The sequence below is a fragment of the Actinomadura sp. WMMA1423 genome, assembly GCF_006547145.1.
Classification (GTDB): domain Bacteria; phylum Actinomycetota; class Actinomycetes; order Streptosporangiales; family Streptosporangiaceae; genus Spirillospora.
Window position 1 is genome coordinate 2,719,634 of record NZ_CP041244.1, and the last position, 17,689, is coordinate 2,737,322.

Sequence of the window (17,689 nt, forward strand, 5' to 3'; positions counted from 1 at the left end):
TAGGTCACGGAGCGATTGAGGCTGGGCGACCTTCCCGCGACGAACGACCTCTTCGCGGATCCGTTTGGGACGTCCGAAAGCCGGTTCTCCCCGGTTCGGGGTCCCTGCCCGGGGTTACGCTGAGTCACAGGGATCGGCGTGTCAGGCGACCGCATGACGGGGAACGGCGTGACGGGCGATCGGCGTGGCAGGCGAACGGCGTGGCAGGGAACGGCGGGCGCCCGGGATCCGTACCACCTGCGGGAGGCGCTCATGCGAAAGCACACGACCATCCTCGTCTCGGCCGTCCTGGTGCCGGCCGCCGCGGTCGCGGCGGCCTGCTCGTCCTCGCCGTCCGGGGGCGGGGAGGGCCGGACCCCGCCTCAGGCGACCCCGCCCGCCTCGTCCGTCCCGTCCGGGACGGACAGCGACGCGCCGGGCGGCATGCCCCGCACGGTCACCGACAACCTGAACGTGCCGTGGGCCGTCGCGTTCCTGCCCGGAGGCGACGGGCTGGTGACCGAACGGTCCACCGCCCGGCTCCTGCGCGTCACGCCGGCGGGTCGCAAGACGACCGTCGGCACCGTGCGCGGGGTTGACGCGCAAGGCGAGGGCGGCCTCCTCGGCGTCGCGGTCTCCCCGACTTACGACACCGACCATTTCGTCTACCTCTACTACACGGCGGCGTCCGACAACCGTGTCGTGCGCGCCACCTATGACGGCCGTCTCGGCAATCTGGAACCGATCGTCACCGGCATCCCGAAGGGCTCCATCCACAACGGCGGGCGCCTGGCGTTCGGCCCCGACAAGATGCTCTACATCACCACCGGGGAGACCGGTGACGGAGCCAAGGCGCAGGACAAGAACTCCCTGGCGGGCAAGATCTTGCGCGTCACCCCCGGGGGCGAGCCCGCGCCCGGCAACCCGTTCGGCAATCGCGTCTGGTCGTACGGGCACCGCAATGTCCAGGGCATCGCCTGGGACAGCGCGAGGCGCATGTACGCCACCGAATTCGGCCAGAACCGCATCGACGAGATCAACCTGATCCGCAAGGGGCAGAACTACGGCTGGCCGGTGGTCGAGGGCGTCGGCCGGCGTCCGGGCTTCACCGACCCGCTCGTGACCTGGCCGACCGACCAGGCGTCGCCGTCCGGGCTCGCCTACGCCGACGGGTCCCTGTGGGTCGGCGCGCTGCGCGGCGAGCGCCTGTGGCAGGTCCCGCTGCACGACGGCAAGGCGGAGCGGCCCCTCGCCCGGTTCCAGGGCCGGATCGGACGCCTGCGCGCGGTCGTCCGGGCACCGGACGGCTCCCTGTGGATAACGACCAGCAACAAGGACGGCCGGGGCACCCCCAGGCCGGGCGACGACCGCATCCTCGACCTCCCGCTCCCCTGATCCGCCCCGCCCGCCCCAGGACGGACCAGTACGGACCAGGCGGCGCGCGTCAGACGGCCCGGACCGGACCGGCCGGGTCACAGCGGGCAGGTCACACCGTCCGGAGCAGGCCGCGCGGGCAGCCCGCCCGGGCCGGACGGCGCAGGTCGGACGAAGGTCTGTCCCGACCGGGTCAGGATGCGCCGAGCTTCTCCAGGATCAGCTCTCGGGCCCTGCCGGCGTCGGCCTGCCCGCGGGTGGCCTTCATCACGGCGCCGACGAGGGCGCCCGCGGCGGCGACCTTCCCGGCGCGGATCTTGTCGGCCACGGCCGCGTTGTCGGCGATCACCTGGTCGATCACCGAGGCCAGCTCGCCCTCGTCGCTGACGACCTTCAGGCCCCGCGCGGCGACGACCTCGTCCGGGCCGCCCTCGCCCGCGAGGACGCCCTCGAACACCTTGCGGGCCAGCTTGTCGTTCAGCTCCCCCGCGGTGATCATCGCCTGCACGCGGGCGACCTGCTCGGGCGTGATCGGCAGGTCGGCCAGCTCGACGCCCTGCTCGGTGGCGCGCCGCGACAGCTCGTTCATCCACCACTTGCGGGCCGCCGGGGCGTCGGCGCCCTGCGCGACCGTCGCCTCGATGAGGTCGACGGCCCCGGCGTTCACGACGTCCCGCAGCTCAAGGTCGGACAGGTTCCACTCCCGCTGGATACGGCGGCGGCGCGCGGCCGGCAGCTCCGGCAGCGAGGCGCGCAGCTCCTCCACCCACTCCCGCGACGGCGCCATGGGCACGAGGTCGGGCTCGGGGAAGTAGCGGTAGTCCTGCGCCTCCTCCTTGCTGCGCCCGCTCGTGGTGCGGCCGGTCTCCTCGTGGAAGTGCCGGGTCTCCTGGACGATCTTGCCGCCGGCGTCCAGCACGGCCGCCTGCCGCTCGATCTCCGACCGGACGGACCGCTCGACCGACCGCAGCGAGTTGACGTTCTTGGTCTCGGTCCGCGTGCCCCACTCCTGCGCGCCGCGCGGCATGAGCGAGACGTTCACGTCGCAGCGCATCGAGCCCTGCTCCATGCGCACGTCCGAGACGCCGAGCGACCGGACCAGCTCGCGCAGCTCCGTCGCGTACGCCCGGGCCACCAGCGGCGCCTTGTCGCCGGTGGCGGGGATCGGCTTGGTGACGATCTCCACCAGCGGGATGCCGGCCCGGTTGTAGTCGACCAGGGAGTACTCGGCGCCGTGGATGCGGCCGGTCGCGCCGCCGACGTGCAGCGACTTGCCGGTGTCCTCCTCCATGTGGACGCGCTCGATTCCGATCCGGTAGGTCTCGCCCTCGACCTCGACGTCGAGGTGGCCGTCGACGCAGAGCGGCTCGTCGTACTGCGAGATCTGGAAGTTCTTCGGCATGTCCGGATAGAAGTAGTTCTTCCGGGCGAACCTGCACCACTCCACGATGCCGCAGTTCAGCGCGAGGCCGATCTTGATGATGCCCTCGATCGCGGCGTGGTTGGTGACGGGCAGCGATCCCGGCAGGCCCAGGCACACCGGGCACACCTGCGTGTTCGGCTCCGCGCCGAACGCCGTCGGGCACCCGCAGAACATCTTGGACGCGGTGCCGAGCTCGATGTGCGTCTCGATGCCGAGCACCGGCTCGAACTTCGCCAGCGCCTCGTCGTAGTCCATCAGGGCCGGAGTGGTCACTTCGCCTCCACCAGTTCCGGGGCCTTGGCCAGCAGCGGGCCGCCCCAGCGGTCTTCGAGGGCCCGCTCGACGGCGGCGCCGACGCGGTAGACGCGGTCGTCGCCGAGGACGGGGGCCATGATCTGCAGGCCGACGGGCAGGCCGTCCGCGAGGCCGCACGGCACCGAGATCGCGGCGTTGCCGGTGAGGTTGGCCGGGATCGTGCACAGGTCGGCCAGGTACATGGCGATCGGGTCGTCGGCGCGCTCGCCGATCGGGAACGCGGTGGTGGGCGTGGTCGGCGAGACCAGCACGTCCACCTGTTCGAACGCGGCCTCGAAGTCGCGCTTGATCAGGGTCCGGACCTGCTGCGCCTTGCCGTAGTAGGCGTCGTAGTAGCCCGACGACAGCGCGTAGGTGCCGAGCATGATGCGCCGCTTGACCTCGGGCCCGAAGCCCTCGGCGCGGGTCAGCGCCATGACCTCCTCGGCGCTGCGGCTGCCGTCGTCGCCGACGCGCAGGCCGTAGCGCATCGCGTCGAACCGGGCCAGGTTCGACGAGCACTCCGACGGCGCGATCAGGTAGTAGGCGGGAAGCGCGTAGGTGAAGTGCGGGCAGGACACCTCGACGACCTTCGCGCCGAGGGACTCCAGCAGCTCGACCGCCTCGGCGAAGCGCGCGGAGACGCCCGGCTGGTAGCCCTCGCCCGCGAACTCCTTCACGACGCCGACGCGCAGCCCGTTGACGTCGCCGCGGCGCGCGGCCTCCACGACCGGCGGGACGGCCTGGTCGGCCGAGGTGGAGTCCATCGGGTCGTGGCCGCTGAACGCCTCGTGCAGCAGCGCCGCGTCGAGCACGTTGCGGGCGAACGGGCCCGGCGTGTCGAGCGAGGACGCGAACGCGATGACGCCATAGCGGGACGAGCCGCCGTAGGTGGGCTTCATGCCGACGATGCCGGTGACGGCGGCGGGCTGGCGGATGGAGCCGCCGGTGTCGGTGCCGGTGGACAGCGGGGCCTCGAACGCGGCGACCGCCGCGGACGACCCGCCGGACGACCCGCCCGGGACCCGCTCCAGGTCCCACGGGTTGCGGGAGGTGAAGTAGGCGCTGTTCTCCGTGGACGAGCCCATCGCGAACTCGTCCATGTTCGTCTTGCCGAGGATCACCAGCCCGGCCTGCCGGAGCCGCGCCGTCACGGTCGCGTCGTACGGCGGCCGCCAGCCTTCGAGGATCTTCGATCCTGCGGTGGTGGGCATGTCCGTGGTGGTGAACACGTCCTTGTGCGCGACGGGGACGCCGGCCAGCGGGCCGAGCTCCTCCCCCGCGGCGCGCCGCTCGTCCACCCTGCGGGCCTGCGCCAGCGTGGTCTCGCGGTCGACGTGCAGGAACGCGTTGAGTTCGCCGTCCACCGCCGCGATGCGGTCGAGGTGCGCCTCGGCCACCTCGACGGCCGAGGTCTCGCCCGCGGCGATCAGCTCCCCGAGCTCCGCCGCGCTCTTCCTGACCAGCTCGCCCATCAGGCCTCCTCGTCGAGGATCCGCGGAACGCGGAAGCGCTGCTCCTCGGCGGCCGGGGCGGCGGCGAGGGCCTCCTCCGGCCGGAGGCACGGCCGTACCTCGTCCGTCCGGTAGACGTTGGTCAGCGGGAGCGCGTGGGAGGTGGGCGGGATGTCCTCCGCGGCGACCTCCTGCACCCGCGCGACCGCGGAGATGATCTGGTCGAGCTGGGCGGCGAGATGGTCGAGCTCATCGTCGCCGAGCGCCAGCCGGGACAGCCGGGCGAGGTGCGAGACCTCGTCGCGGGTGATGGCGGACATTCGAGAAACCGTTCCTGCGATGAAGTGGGTTCACGGCCATCCTATGGGCCCCGGGCCCCACGACCCGACCGGTTTATCGGGGGCGGGCCCGCGGCGGGCCGGCGGAGCGACGAGGTTGTCCGTTTCATTCCCGTACGGGGGGAACACTGCTTGCGTCCACCCCCGGGACGAGGAGAGGAGCCCGCCGTGACCATCGGTGGCAGCATCGCCTTGATCATTATCGGCGCCATCCTGGCGTACGCGGTCGACTACGACCTGAGCGGCATCGACATCCGGCTCGTCGGCGTCATCCTGATGGTCGGCGGCCTGATCGGCCTGGTCGTCGGCCTCATGCGGATGATGACCGCCCGCCGCGCCGTCGACCGCCGTCCCCCGCCGCCGGCGGCCGTGCGCGAGGAGTACTACCCGCGCGACGAGACCTACCCGGAGGAGTACCAGGCCCGCCGGCGCTACTGACCGCTCCCCGCTGACGCGGGTGCCGGCACCGGCCTGCGCCGGCTGCCGCGGATACCGCCGCCCCGGCGGCGGGAGGGCCGGTCAGGCCGCGGGTTCGGGGGCCCGGTGGGCGTGGCGGCGCAGCCACTCGGTGGCGGTCTCGGCGTCCATCGGACGGCAGAAGTGCCAGCCCTGCGCGGCCTCGCAGCCCATCTCGCGGAGGCGCTCGGCGATGGCGGCGTCCTCGACGCCCTCGGCCACCGAGCGCAGGCCGAGGGTGCGGACGAGGTCGACGATCGAGCGGACGATGACCGCGTCGTCCGGCGAGTCGGCCAGGCGCCGCACGAACGAGGAGTCGATCTTGATCTCCTCGACCGGCAGCCGCTTGAGCCGGACGAGGGAGGAGTAGCCGGTGCCGAAGTCGTCGAGGCTGAGCGGGATGCCGAGCTCGGCGAGCGCGCTCACGGTGTCGGAGGCGTAGGCGGGCTCGTTCATCAGGATGCGCTCGGTGATCTCCAGCTGGAGCGCGGCGGCGGGCAGGCCGCGGGCGAGCAGGCCCTCCTCGATGACCTCGGTGAGGCCGGTGTCGAGCAGGTCGCGCCCCGAGGCGTTCACCGCGACCTGGACGGGCATGTCGGCCCGCCACCACGCGGCGGCCTGGGTGAGCGCGGCCTCCACGACGTAGTGGGTGATGGAGCGCATCAGGTAGGTCTGCTCGGCGACCGACAGGAACGCCTCGGGTTCGAGTAGCCCCTCGTCGGGGTGGCGCCAGCGCAGCAGCGCCTCCATGCCGACGAGATGGCCGTCGTGCAGCGAGATCTTCGGCTGGTAGTACAGCTCCAGCTCGGAGCGGTCGATGGCGCGGCGCAGGTCGCCGAGCATGGTGAGCCGGGCCGGGGAGTTGCGGTCCTTGCCGGGCGAGTAGGTCTCGACGCCGGTCCGGGCCTCCTTGGCGTTGTACATGGCCACGTCGGCGCGTTGAAGGAGCAGCTCGAAGTCGGGCGCGTGGTCGGGGAACAGGGCGATCCCGACGCTGGCCTCCAGGTCGAACGACATGCCGTCCAGCCGGACCGGCTCGGAGAGCGCGGCGCGCAGCCGGGCGGCGACCTCGCGGGCGGCGGCCTCGTCCCGCACGGTGGGCAGCAGCACCGCGAACTCGTCGCCGCCGAGCCGCGCGACGAGGTCGCCGGGGCGGACGCTGTGGGTCAGCCGGTGCGCGACGAGCTGGAGCAGCCGGTCGCCGGTGGGGTGCCCGAGGGTGTCGTTGACCTCCTTGAACCGGTCGAGGTCGAGGAGGAACAGCCCGGCGCGGTGGGCGGGCGGGTCGAGCGCCTTGCGCCGCCTGGACCCGAGGCCCGCGGCGCGCGGGAGCCGCCGGTCGGCGCCGCGCGCCTCGGCGAGCGCCTCCTCGGTGCGGACGATCAGCAGCTTGCGGTTGGGCAGGCCGGTCAGCCCGTCGTGCAGCGCCTGGTGCTCGCGCCGGACCGAGACCGACGCGTTCAGGTAGACGGCGATGAACGGCAGGACGATGAGCGGCACGAAGACGGCGGACCGGTCCATCGCGATGACCATCAGCGGGGCGAGGCCGAGCAGCGCCAGGTGCACGAGCACCTGGTAGGCGAGGTCCCAGCGCAGGGCCTTGAGGAGCGACACGCGGGCGTGCAGCGCGACGGCGGCGCCGACGAGGGTGTCGTTGCAGGCGAAGTAGACGGCCCCGGCGAGCGCGATGGCGGGCAGGTCGGAGCCGTGCGGCACCCACAGCCGCGACGGGGTCGCCATGTCGCCGGAGAGCGCGAGGACGAACTGGGCGGCGGCGAGGCTGAGGGTGTACTGGGAGACGTTGAAGGCGATGCGGTGCGGGGACCGGCCGCGGAAGATCCCGCAGGTGATCACGGCGACGGCCTGGAGGGCGGCGGCGATGGGCAGCCCCGCGTACAGCAGCGCGGCGAAGGAGAACGTGGTCGAGGTGGTGGCGCCGTTGTTCTCGGTGGAGCCGGGCGTGATGATCGGGCGCAGCTCGCCGAAGATGATGAAGCAGCCGAGGATCCAGAAGACGGGGTTGCCGACGAGCGCGTCGAGGTCGGCGCGGCTCAGCCCGGAGAACGCGGCGGTACCGGCGGCGAGGCCGAGCAGGATGACGACGACGAAGTAGATCCACAACGGGGAGCCGCGGCGTGGCGCCGTGTTCCGCGTGTTGTTCGGGTCCTTCATCACATCCTCGGGGGGCTTCGGGGGGCCGTCCCCCGGCACCGGGCGTCCCCGACCTCGGGGGACGCCCCCCGGGTGTCACGTCCGGAGATTTCAGGTGTGGGTCGTGATGTGAGGGAGAGTACGGCCTTTGCTCAACTTCGCGAAACCGGTTGGGTACGTTCCGTTATTTCCTTTCCGTACCCACCCCTCGTCGGTGGGTAGTGGAAGTGTACCCCTGAGTAACGCAACCCTGGTCGAAACCCCTGTAACCACACCGTGTTAGGCCTCGGCGCGCATAGTTACATTTTTGGCCGCATCTGGCCCATCGGCCAGCAGGACCCGGAACCCTTCCTCCTCGAGGACCGGTACGCCCAACTTGACCGCCTTGTCGTATTTCGACCCTGGGCTGTCGCCGACGACCACGAAGCCCGTCTTCTTCGACACCGAGCCGGACACCTTGCCGCCGAGCCGCTGCACCGCCTCGGTCGCCGAGTCCCGGCTGAACCCCTCCAGCGACCCGGTGATCACCACGGAGACGCCCTCCAGCGGGCGCGGGCCCGCGGCGCCCTCGTCCTCCATGCGGACCCCGGCGGCCCGCCACTTGTCGACGATCTCGCGGTGCCAGTCCTCCTCGAACCACTTCCTGATCGACGCGGCGATGGTCGGCCCGACGCCGTCGACCGCCGCGAGCTCCTCCTCCGTCGCGCTCGCGATCGCGTCCATCGAGCGCATCTCGCGCGCGAGGTCCTGCGCGGCGGACGGCCCGACGTGCCGGATCGACAGCGCCACCAGCACCCGCCACAGCGGCTGCCGCTTGGCCTTCTCCAGCTCCTCGAAGAGGATCTCGACCGTCTTCTTCGGCTCGCCCTCCTTGTTGGCGAAGAACGACACCGCCTTCGGCTCGCCGGTCTTCGGGTCGGTCTTGACCGTCCCGGTCCGCTGGTCGAGGACGAGGCTCCTGATCGGCAGCAGCTGGCCGACCGTGATGTGGAACAGGTCGCCCTCGTTCTTCACCGGCGGGTCGCTCGGCTCCAGGGGCTGGGTGAGCGCCGTCGCCGCGACGTAGCCGAGCGCCTCGATGTCGAGCACCTTGCGGCTCGCCAGGTAGAACAGCCGCTCGCGCAGCTGGCCGGGGCAGCTCCTGGCGTTCGGGCAGCGGATGTCGACGTCGCCCTCCTTCTCGTACGCCAGCTCCGTCCCGCACTCGGGGCAGGTCTCGGGCATCGCGAACTCGCGCTCGGAGCCGTCGCGCAGCCCGGTCACCGGCGCGACGATCTCGGGGATGACGTCGCCCGCCTTCCGCAGGACGACCGTGTCGCCGATCAGGACGCCCTTGCGCCTGACCTCGCTCGCGTTGTGCAGCGTCGCCCGCTCGACCGTGGACCCGGCGACCTTGATCGGCTCCATCACGCCGTACGGGGTGACGCGCCCCGTCCGCCCCACGCCGACCTTGATGTCGAGGAGCTTGGTGTTGACCTCCTCCGGCGGGTACTTCCACGCGATCGCCCAGCGCGGCGCGCGGCTCGTCGACCCGAGCCTGCGCTGCAGCGAGAACTGGTCGACCTTGACCACGACGCCGTCGATCTCGTAGGCGGTGCCGTGCCGGTCGTCGCCGTACTCCGCGATGTACTCGCGGACGGCGCCGAGCCCGCCGACGACCTTGTAGCGGTCACTGACCGGCAGGCCCCAGCCGCGCATCAGCTCGTACGCGCCGGACTGGCTGTCGGGCTGCTTGCCGCCCCGCCACGCGCCGAACCCGTGGATCAGCATTCCGAGCGGACGGTGCGCGGTGACCCGCGGGTCCTTCTGCCGCAGCGAGCCCGCCGCCGCGTTGCGGGGGTTGGCGAAGGGCTCCTTGCCCGCCTCCAGCTGGGCCGCGTTCACCTGCTCGAACCCCTCGACCGGCAGGAAGACCTCGCCGCGGACCTCCAGCACGTCGGGCCAGCCGTCGCCGGCCAGCCGGGCCGGGATGTCGGCGATGGTGCGCACGTTGTTGGTGACGTCCTCGCCGGTGCGGCCGTCGCCGCGGGTGACGCCGCGCGTGAGCCGCCCCTTCTCGTAGGTCAGCGCGATCGCCAGGCCGTCGATCTTCAGCTCGCACAGGTAGCCGGCGACCTCGCCGACCTCCTTGACGACCCGCTCGTCCCAGGCGGCCAGCTCGTCGGCGCTCATCGCGTTGTCGAGGCTCTGCATCCGCTCCAGGTGCTCGACGGTCGCGAAGTCGGTGACGATGGGCGCGCCGACCTTCTGCGTCGGCGAGTCGGGCGTGACCAGCTCGGGATGCCGCTCCTCCAGCTCGCGGATCTCCCGCATCATCCGGTCGTACTCGGCGTCGGAGAGCGTCGGCTGGTCGAGGACGTAGTAGCGGTAGTTGGCCTCGTCGAGCCGCTCGCTCAGCTCCTTGTGGCGCTGCCGCGCCTCGGTCGGAACGCCGTCGCTCATGGTCATGCCCCCATTCTCGCCAACGGGACCGACAATATGAGACCCCGGCGCGCTCCCTTCAGAGGGCCGCCTCGTACAGCATCCGGGCGGTGTCGCGGCAGCGCTTCAGGGCCGTGCGGACGTAGCGCGGCGACGCGCCGGCCATCCCGCACGCGGGGGTGACCACGACCTGCTCCGCCAGCCGCTCGGCCGGGAACCCGAACCGCCGCCACAGCTCCCGCACCGGCTCGGCGGTCGCCCGAAGGGGCGGCAGGGCCGCGTCGGTCGCGGGCACCGCGCCGAGGAGCAGCCCGATCCCCGCGTCGATCGCCTCCCCCACCGCGTCGTCGTCGCGCCTCGGCACCAGCCGCAGGTCGACCGAGAGCGCCTTCGCCCCGGCGCCGCGCAGCAGCCCGTACGGGACGTTCCGGGCGCAGCAGTGCACGACGGGGTAGGCGTCCGCCGCTTCGATCACCGTGCGGAGGGCCTCTTCGGCCACCGGTTCCTCGATCGCCCGGAGCCGCGAGAACCCGCTGGCGGTCGGGACCGTCCCGGCGAGCGCCGCGGGCAGGCCGGGCTCGTCCAGCTGGAGGACGACCTGCGCGGCGGGCAGCCGCCGCCGGACGTCGGCGACGTGCGCGGCGACGCCCTCGGCCAGCGAGGCGACCAGGTCGCGGACGGCGCCCGGATCCTTCAGCGCCCGGTCGCCGTGCCGCAGCTCGATCGAGGCGGCCAGCGTCCAGGGCCCGCACGCCTGGATCTTGAACGGGCCGTCGTGGCCGCCCGCGACCTCCTCCAGGACGTCCAGGTCGCGGGCGAGGTGGTCGCGGGAGCGCAGCGTGTCGCGTCCCGGACGGTCGGAGAACCGCCACCCGGACGGCTCCAGGTGCACGGGCATGTCGACCAGCAGCCCCGCGGTGCGCCCCGCCAGGTCGGCGCCGGGGCCGCGAGCGGGCAGCTCGGGCAGGTGCGGCAGCTCGGGCAGCTCGCCGAGGACGACCCGCAGCGCCTCGGCGGGGTCGTCCCCCGGATAGGACCCGACGCCGGTCGCCGTCCCGGCCTGCCACGGATAGCTCGTCACCCTGGAGACCCTATCCGCGCCCCGATCGCCTCGACGCCGCGAGCCGGGTCAGGCGGGGACGCGGGCGGTGTCGGCGATGGTGGCCGACGCCAGGACGCGGTCTCCGGCGTACAGGACGGCGGCCTGGCCGGTCGCCACGCCCCGGGCGGGGGTGGACAGCCGGACGCGCAGCCCGTCCCCGGCCTGCTCGGCCGTGCAGTCGTAGACCTCGCCGTGCGCGCGGAGCTGCACCTGGCAGCCGAACGGGCCCCGCGGGGCCTCGCTCAGCCACACCGGGCGCTCGCCGGTGATCTCGTGGACGTCCAGCGACTCGCGCGGCCCGACCGTCACCGTGTTCGTCACCGGGGAGATGTCCAGGACGTAGCGGGGCTTGCCGTCCGGCGCGGGGGTGCCGATGCGCAGGCCCTTGCGCTGGCCGATCGTGTAGGCGTAGGCGCCGTCGTGCTCGCCGACCTCGTTGCCGTCGGTGTCGACGATCGGGCCGGGCGCCGCGCCCAGCCGCTCGGCGAGGAACCCGCGCGTGTCGCCGTCGGCGATGAAGCAGATGTCGTGGCTGTCGGGCTTGTCGGCGACCTGGAGGCCGCGCCGCCCGGCCTCCAGCCGGATGTCGGCCTTGGAGGTGTCGCCGAGCGGGAACAGCGCGTGCGCGAGCTGCTCGGGCGTGCAGACGGCCAGCACGTAGGACTGGTCCTTGGCCTCGTCGACGCCGCGGCGCAGGACGCCGCCGTCCAGCCGCGCGTAGTGGCCGGTGCAGACGGCGTCGAACCCGAGCGCCATCGCGCGGTCCAGCAGCGCCGCGAACTTGATCTTCTCGTTGCAGCGCAGGCACGGGTTCGGGGTGCGGCCCGCCGCGTACTCGCTGACGAAGTCCTCCACCACGTCCTTGTGGAAGCGCTCGGCGAGGTCCCACACGTAGAACGGGATGCCGATCACGTCGGCGGCGCGGCGGGCGTCCCGGGAGTCCTCCAGGGTGCAGCATCCGCGCGCCCCCGTCCGGTACGACCGGGGGTTGCTGGACAGGGCCATGTGGACGCCGGTCACGTCGTGCCCGGCCTCGGCGGCGCGGGCGGCGGCCACGGCGGAGTCGACGCCGCCCGACATGGCGGCGAGTACGCGAAGAGCCATAGTCCTTCGAGCGTACGCGGCGTGGCCCGGTCTCCCGACGTCATTTCCGCGTACGATTGGGGCCGCTATGGGAATCTTCCGCCGCCCGCGTGAGGCGTCCGCCGCCGCACCGCCCGCCATCAGCGAGTTCTGGGAGTGGTGGGCGCAGGCCCGCCCGACGATCGAGGCCTCGCTGGCCGCCGGACCGGAGCGCTCCGAGGAGTCCGACGCCGTGCCCGGCGAGGGCCTGTCGGCCGAGACGATCGAGGAGCTGTCGCGCCGGGTCCACAAGATCCACCCCGGGCTGCAGTGGGAGATCGGCGGCGCCGACGACCGCAGCCCCTCGCTCACCGTGACCGGCGGCGGCGACCCCGAGCTGCGCGGGCTGACCGAGCGCTGGGTGCGCTCCGCGCCGACGGGCTCCGCGGCCGCGGGCTGGAGCTTCCACCCGGCCCGCCAGGCCGACCCCGAGATGCTCGGCCAGGACCTCATCCTCGGCGACCACGAGTTCGACCTGGAGTACGTCCGGCTCGGGATGCGCGCCGACGCCGACCGCGCCCGCGTGCACATCACGGCCTACCACCCCGACTTCCTGTTCGTCTCCGAGGAGCAGCAGCTCCAGGTCGCGCTGAACGTCCTGCACTGGGCGCTCGGCGAGGACGACGTCGCCCGCTGGGTCGGCGAGGTCACGATCGCGACCGAGGCGCCGATCGACTCGCTGCCGCCGTCCATGCTGCCGGCGGTCGTGGAGCAGATCTCCGAGCCGTTCGCCGAGCCCGCCTGGCTGACCGGCGAGGGCCGCACCCCGCGCGGCCACCCCGCCCGCCTCGGCGCCCGGTTCCCCCTGCACCGGCAGGACTACCCGCTCTGCGACCTGCACGTGGCGATCACCGTCCCGTACGCCAACAGCAACCCCGACCGGCTCCCCGTCGAGCCGTCGGCGGGCGCGCTGCGCGCCTTCGAGAAGAAGCTCGCCAAGCTCGGCGACCGCGCCGTCCTCGCCGTCCGCGAGACCGGCGACGGCCTGCGCGTCTTCCACCTCTACGCCGACCCCGACTCGGGCGTCATCTCCGAACTCGACCAACTCGCCGCCGGCTGGCCGGAGGGCAAGGCGAAGGTGGCCTCCACCAACGACCCAGGCTGGAAAGCCCTAGCCCCCTACCAGCCGTGACTGTGCTAGCCCAGGGGGGCGACCCCCTGGAACCCCTGTTGCGAGCCGGGCGATCCTCACGCCACCGCTGAGGTTTTCGTGCCCGTGCGGGTTTGTGCGTGGCGCTGCGGTCGCCCGGCTCGACGGGCATGCGCGTCGCGCTCGCTGCGCTCGCTCCACGCGCATGCCCGTGACCGGCGGCTGAGGTTCAGACCCGGGGAGCTGAGGTTCAGACCCGGGGATCTGGGGTTCAGGCCCAGGGCTGCTAGTTGCTGGCGTCTACCTTGCGGTAGCGGGCTTCGCAGAAGCTGTAGAGGCCGAAGGTGATGACGCCGAAGGCTATGGCCACCAGGCCCCACGGGCCCGCGGGGGTGTCGGCGAACTCGCGGAGGGTGCCGTCCAGTCCCTGGGCCTTGTCCGGCTGGAAGGTGATGGCCGAATAGGCGAAGAAGGCACCGGCGGCGAGGACCACGAGGCCGCGGGCGGTGTAGCCGACGATCGCGAGGGGCTTGACGACGCGGCGGGCGGTCTCCCCCATCTCCCAGGACTTCAGTTCCTTCATGAACTTGTGCCGGAAGGCCTTCCCCAGCATGATCGCGCCGTAGACGGCGAAGCCCACCGCGACCGCCAGGACGAGCCAGCGGCCTCCGGGGGCCTCCATCAGCCGCGCGGTGTAGGTCTTGGACTGCTTGTCGCTCGACGAGCCGTGGTGGCCGAAGAGGAACGCCAGGGTCCCGGCGAACGCGACCGCGTAGATGACGGCGCGTCCGGCCGAGCCCAGGCGCTTGGTCGCCTTGTCGCCGTCCGGGACGGGGCGGCCGAGCAGCGCCTCGGCGACCTGCCAGAGGACCAGCGCGGCGAAACCGACCGCCATCACCGCGATGAGGACGAGGCCGCCCGGTTTGTCGGCGACGGTCTCCAGCGCGCCCGTGCGGTCGGCCTCCTTCCCTCCGCCTCCGAAGGCGACCTGGAGGGCCAGCCAGCCGATGAGGAGGTAGAGCAGGCCGCGCGCGACCAGCCCGACCCGGGACATGTGGTGGAACCAGGGGTGTCCCGCCGCCCGCTTGAGTCCGTGGCTCACATCCGTCGTCACGGGCACGCTGTCCCCGTTCAAGGGACGGTCAAACAAGTGTCAGCTGAGCCCCGCGCGCCGGGCGCGCTCGACGACCGGGCCGATGGCTTCGGCGAGGGACTTCACGTCGGCCTCGGTGGTGGTGTGGCCGAGGGAGAAGCGCAGCGAGCCGCGGGCCCGCTCGGCGCCCGCGTCCATGGCGACCAGGACGTGGCTGGGCTGGGAGACGCCCGCCGAGCACGCCGAGCCGGTGGAGCAGGCGATGCCGCGGGCGTCCAGCAGCATGAGCAGGGCGTCGCCCTCGCAGCCGGGGAAGGAGAAGTGCGCGTTGCCGGGGAGGCGGTCGGCCGGGTCGCCGTTCAGCACGGCCTCGGGGACGGCGGCGCGCACGGCGGCGATCAGCTCGTCGCGCAGCCCGGCGAGGCGGTGCGCCTCGGCGTCGCGGCGGGCGACCGCGGTCTGGACGGCGGCGGCGAACCCGGCGATGGCGGGGGCGTCGAGCGTGCCGGAGCGGACGTCGCGCTCCTGGCCGCCTCCGTGCAGCAGCGGGACCGGGTCGAGGAAGACCGGCGGCTTGGGCTTGGCCAGCAGCAGGGCGCCGACGCCGATCGGGCCGCCGAGCTTGTGGCCGGTGATGGTCAGCGCCTGCGCGCCGCTCGCGGCGAAGCCGACGGGCAGCTGCCCGGCGGCCTGGACGGCGTCGGTGTGCAGCGGGACGCCGTGCTCGCCCGCGGCAGCGGCCAGCCCGGCCACGGGCTGGACGGTGCCGACCTCGTTGTTCGCCCACATCACGGTGGCGAGCGCCACGTCGTCGCCGGAGCCGAGCGCCTCGCTCAGCGCCTCGGGGACGACGCGGCCCACCGCGTCCACCGGGACGACGTCGACCTTGGCGCCCTCGTGGTCGGCGAGCCACTGGACCGCGTCGAGGACGGCGTGGTGCTCGACCGCGCCGACGAGCACCCGGGTGCGGGACGGGTCGGCGGCGCGGCGCGCCCAGTAGATCCCCTTGACGGCGAGGTTGTCGGCCTCGGTGCCGCCGGAGGTGAAGACGACCTCGCTCGGGCGGGCGCCGAACGCCTCGGCGATGATCTCGCGGGACTCCTCGACGACGCGCCTGGCCCGCCGGCCCGCCGCGTGCAGCGAGGACGGGTTGCCGAGTTCGCGCAGCTCCGCCGTCATCGCCTCGATGGCCTCGGGCAGCATCGGGGTGGTCGCCGCATGGTCGAGGTAGGTCACCACGCGGACAACAGTATCCACGCCCCCCGTGTTCCCCTCCGGGGCCCTCGGGGACGGCCGCGACGCGCCCGCGGCGGGGCCGGAATAGCGGCGGGCGCCCCGCTGTTGGCCCGTATACCGTCCAGCCGGTACAGTGGGGGCGTCGTGAGACAGCGGGGGACCTCATGGAACAGTAGGGACGTCATGAAACGGGAAGCCCTCTTGGACGCCGCCGAGTCCGTGCTCTTCGAGCAGGGGACGCAGGCGCTGACGCTCAGCGCGGTCGCCGACCGCGCCGGCGTCAGCAAGGGAGGGCTGCTTTACCACTTCCCCACCAAGGAGGCGCTCGTCCGGGCCATGGTCGCGCGGGTCATCGAGGAGTTCGACGACCTGATCGCGTCCCACGACGACGGCACGCCGGGCTCCTACACCCGCGCGTACGTCGAGGCCACGTTCGAGATCCTCGGCGGCGAGGCCCGCGCCTACCGGCGGTGGTCGGCCATCACGGCCGTCGCCGCCGATCCGGAGCAGGCCGAGCCGCTGAACGAGGCGATGCGCCGCTGGCACGGCCGCCCCCCGGCGGACGAGCCCGACCCGGGCACCGCCGCGGTCGTCAGGCTGGCGGCAGAAGGCCTGTGGGAGGTGGTCAGCCATGATCCCGGGCTGTACGACGCCGAGCAGCTCCGAGCGCTGAAACAGCGGCTTCTGGAGCTGCTGGAGCGCTGACGCGGGGGCGCCGCGCGCCCCGCCCGAACCTCCGGAGACTCCGGACCTGGGCGCCCCGGACCCGAACGAGTTTGGAGCGTTCCATGACCCACGTCACCGTGTCGCACGCGGCATGTCCCCGAGGCATGTCGCGGCGCCGCCCTCCACACCACGCATGACAGCCGGGGTGCGCCCCGTCGAGCCGAGAAAGAGGTGAACAATGCTGTTCCGTGCCCGTTCGGGGACGTTCCTGACCTTCGCACTGGCCGGTCTGCTGACCGGAGTGTGGGTGGCGCGCATGCCCGCGCTCGCCGGCAAGTTCGGGACGAACGAGGGCGAGATCGGCATCGTCGTCCTCGTCTGGGGGCTCGGCGCGATCGCGGCCATGCAGGCGCTGCGCGGCGTGATGGCGCGGGCCGGCAGCCGCGCCGTCCTGCGGGTCGCCCTGCCGCTGACGGGGCTGTCGTACGCGGCCGTGGCGCTCGCCCCCACCTACGGAGTGCTCCTCGGCGCCGTCGCGCTGTTCGGCATGACGTTCGGGATCACCGACATCGCGATGAACGCGCAGGGCAGCGTCGTCGAGCAGGCGTACCGCCGGTCCGTCATGAGCGGCATGCACGCCGGCTGGTGCGTCGGCGCGATGAGCGGCGGCCTGTTCGGCGTCGCCACGGCCGCGGCCGGTTTCGGGTTCACCGAGACCGTGCTGGTCACCGCGCTGCTGTCGCTGCCCACCGGGCTCGCGCTCGGCCGCACCTACCTGCCCGACCCCGTCGCGCCCGCCGCGTCCGGGACGGGGCGCCGGGCGCGCCGGATGCCGGCCGCCGTCTACCTGATCGGCGTGCTCGCGTTCATCGCGTTCATGACCGAGGGGTCGATCGCCGACTGGAGCGGCCTGCTGCTGCACGACGAGCTGGGCGCCACCGAGGCCGTCGCCGCCGCCGGCTACCCGGTGTTCGAGCTGGCGATGCTGCTCGGGCGGCTCGTCGGCGACCGCGTCCGGATGCGGGTGGGCACCCGCCGGCTGCTGGTCGGCGCGGGCCTCGGCACCGCGGCGGGCATGACCGTCGTCGTGCTGGCGCCGGTCCCGGCCGTGGCGATCGCCGGGTTCTTCGTGACCGGGCTCGTGGTCTGCACGGTCGTCCCGACGACGATCTCGCTGGCGGGCTCGGCCGCCCCGGACCGTCCCGCGGCGGCCGTCGCCCAGGTCGGCGCGATGGGCTACGGCGGCCTGCTGCTCGGCCCGGTCGTGGTCGGCTTCCTGTCGGAGGCGACGTCCCTGCGGATCGGGGTCGGCGTGGTCGTGGTGCTGGCGCTGCTGATCGCGGCGGGCGCCCGGTACGCGCCGCTGCGCACGTCCGCGGGGGTCTCCGTCCCCGCACCGGCCGAGCCCCCGGCGGAGGCTTCGGTGCCGGCGCCGGGCGAGGCCCGGCCGGAACCCGTCGCCGCCTGAGGCCGCCATCCGATATAACCCC

At 73.1% G+C, this 17,689-nt stretch carries 14 protein-coding genes; 5 read left to right on the forward strand and 9 right to left on the reverse strand.

All coding sequences use genetic code 11. The annotated features are described in order from the left end of the window. The first annotated feature begins 252 nt into the window (after nt 1–252). Nucleotides 253–1,374: a sorbosone dehydrogenase family protein gene (locus FKD65_RS12635; protein WP_168221021.1), complete on the forward strand. Its 1,122-nt coding sequence runs from the start codon at nt 253–255 to the stop codon at nt 1,372–1,374. Between the two features lie 172 nt (nt 1,375–1,546). Here the strand turns inward: FKD65_RS12635 and gatB are convergent, their stop codons facing one another. From gatB to gatC, 3 genes are read right to left on the reverse strand one after another with little or no spacing between them, the layout of a single operon-like run. Beyond that, on the reverse strand, nt 1,547–3,031 hold the full coding sequence (gene gatB, locus FKD65_RS12640; RefSeq protein WP_141586781.1) for an Asp-tRNA(Asn)/Glu-tRNA(Gln) amidotransferase subunit GatB: 1,485 nt from the start codon (nt 3,029–3,031) through the stop codon (nt 1,547–1,549). A 14-nt stretch (nt 3,032–3,045) separates the two neighbouring features. Further along, nucleotides 3,046–4,545 (reverse strand): Asp-tRNA(Asn)/Glu-tRNA(Gln) amidotransferase subunit GatA, encoded by a 1,500-nt coding sequence (gatA, locus tag FKD65_RS12645; RefSeq protein WP_141577686.1) that lies wholly within the window; start codon nt 4,543–4,545, stop codon nt 3,046–3,048. Then, entirely contained in the window at nt 4,545–4,844 is a 300-nt protein-coding gene (gene gatC / locus FKD65_RS12650; protein WP_141577687.1) for an Asp-tRNA(Asn)/Glu-tRNA(Gln) amidotransferase subunit GatC, read from the reverse strand. The genes gatA and gatC overlap by 1 nt, the downstream gene beginning before the upstream one ends. 186 nt (nt 4,845–5,030) lie before the next feature. Here gatC and FKD65_RS12655 point away from each other — a divergent pair, with 186 nt between their 5' ends. Then, entirely contained in the window at nt 5,031–5,300 is a 270-nt protein-coding gene (locus tag FKD65_RS12655) for a hypothetical protein (protein WP_141577688.1), read from the forward strand. A gap of 81 nt (nt 5,301–5,381) precedes the next feature. On the opposite strand, the gene FKD65_RS12660 is transcribed toward FKD65_RS12655, so the two are convergent. The 4 genes from FKD65_RS12660 to mnmA all read right to left on the reverse strand — a co-directional run bounded on the left by FKD65_RS12660 (nt 5,382) and on the right by mnmA (nt 12,096). Further along, nucleotides 5,382–7,490, reverse strand: a complete 2,109-nt coding sequence (locus tag FKD65_RS12660; protein ID WP_141577689.1) for a bifunctional diguanylate cyclase/phosphodiesterase — start codon at nt 7,488–7,490, stop codon at nt 5,382–5,384. Nucleotides 7,491–7,748: 258 nt separating this feature from the next. Next, nucleotides 7,749–9,917: an NAD-dependent DNA ligase LigA gene (ligA, locus tag FKD65_RS12665; RefSeq protein ID WP_141577690.1), complete on the reverse strand. Its 2,169-nt coding sequence runs from the start codon at nt 9,915–9,917 to the stop codon at nt 7,749–7,751. A 52-nt stretch (nt 9,918–9,969) separates the two neighbouring features. Continuing rightward, nucleotides 9,970–10,971 (reverse strand): methionine synthase, encoded by a 1,002-nt coding sequence (locus FKD65_RS12670; RefSeq protein WP_141577691.1) that lies wholly within the window; start codon nt 10,969–10,971, stop codon nt 9,970–9,972. Nucleotides 10,972–11,019: 48 nt separating this feature from the next. Beyond that, a complete protein-coding gene (mnmA, locus tag FKD65_RS12675) occupies nt 11,020–12,096 on the reverse strand; it encodes a tRNA 2-thiouridine(34) synthase MnmA (RefSeq protein WP_141577692.1) in 1,077 nt (358 codons plus the stop codon). Nucleotides 12,097–12,163: 67 nt separating this feature from the next. Between mnmA and FKD65_RS12680 the strand changes: the two genes are divergently transcribed. Next, nucleotides 12,164–13,246 carry a DUF695 domain-containing protein gene (locus FKD65_RS12680; RefSeq protein WP_141577693.1) on the forward strand — a complete coding sequence of 361 codons (1,083 nt, stop codon included), beginning with the start codon at nt 12,164–12,166 and terminating at the stop codon, nt 13,244–13,246. A 244-nt stretch (nt 13,247–13,490) separates the two neighbouring features. On the opposite strand, the gene FKD65_RS12685 is transcribed toward FKD65_RS12680, so the two are convergent. Beyond that, a complete protein-coding gene (locus FKD65_RS12685; RefSeq protein WP_240810114.1) occupies nt 13,491–14,318 on the reverse strand; it encodes a DUF1206 domain-containing protein in 828 nt (275 codons plus the stop codon). A gap of 39 nt (nt 14,319–14,357) precedes the next feature. Further along, nucleotides 14,358–15,533 carry a cysteine desulfurase family protein gene (locus tag FKD65_RS12690; protein ID WP_141586783.1) on the reverse strand — a complete coding sequence of 392 codons (1,176 nt, stop codon included), beginning with the start codon at nt 15,531–15,533 and terminating at the stop codon, nt 14,358–14,360. 183 nt (nt 15,534–15,716) lie between these two features. Here FKD65_RS12690 and FKD65_RS12695 point away from each other — a divergent pair, with 183 nt between their 5' ends. Both FKD65_RS12695 and FKD65_RS12700 read left to right on the forward strand, forming a co-directional pair. Continuing rightward, nucleotides 15,717–16,238, forward strand: coding sequence for a TetR/AcrR family transcriptional regulator (locus tag FKD65_RS12695; protein ID WP_141577694.1), 522 nt, complete (start codon nt 15,717–15,719; stop codon nt 16,236–16,238). A gap of 199 nt (nt 16,239–16,437) precedes the next feature. Then, nucleotides 16,438–17,667: an MFS transporter gene (locus FKD65_RS12700; RefSeq protein WP_141577695.1), complete on the forward strand. Its 1,230-nt coding sequence runs from the start codon at nt 16,438–16,440 to the stop codon at nt 17,665–17,667. Nucleotides 17,668–17,689: the final 22 nt, after the last annotated feature.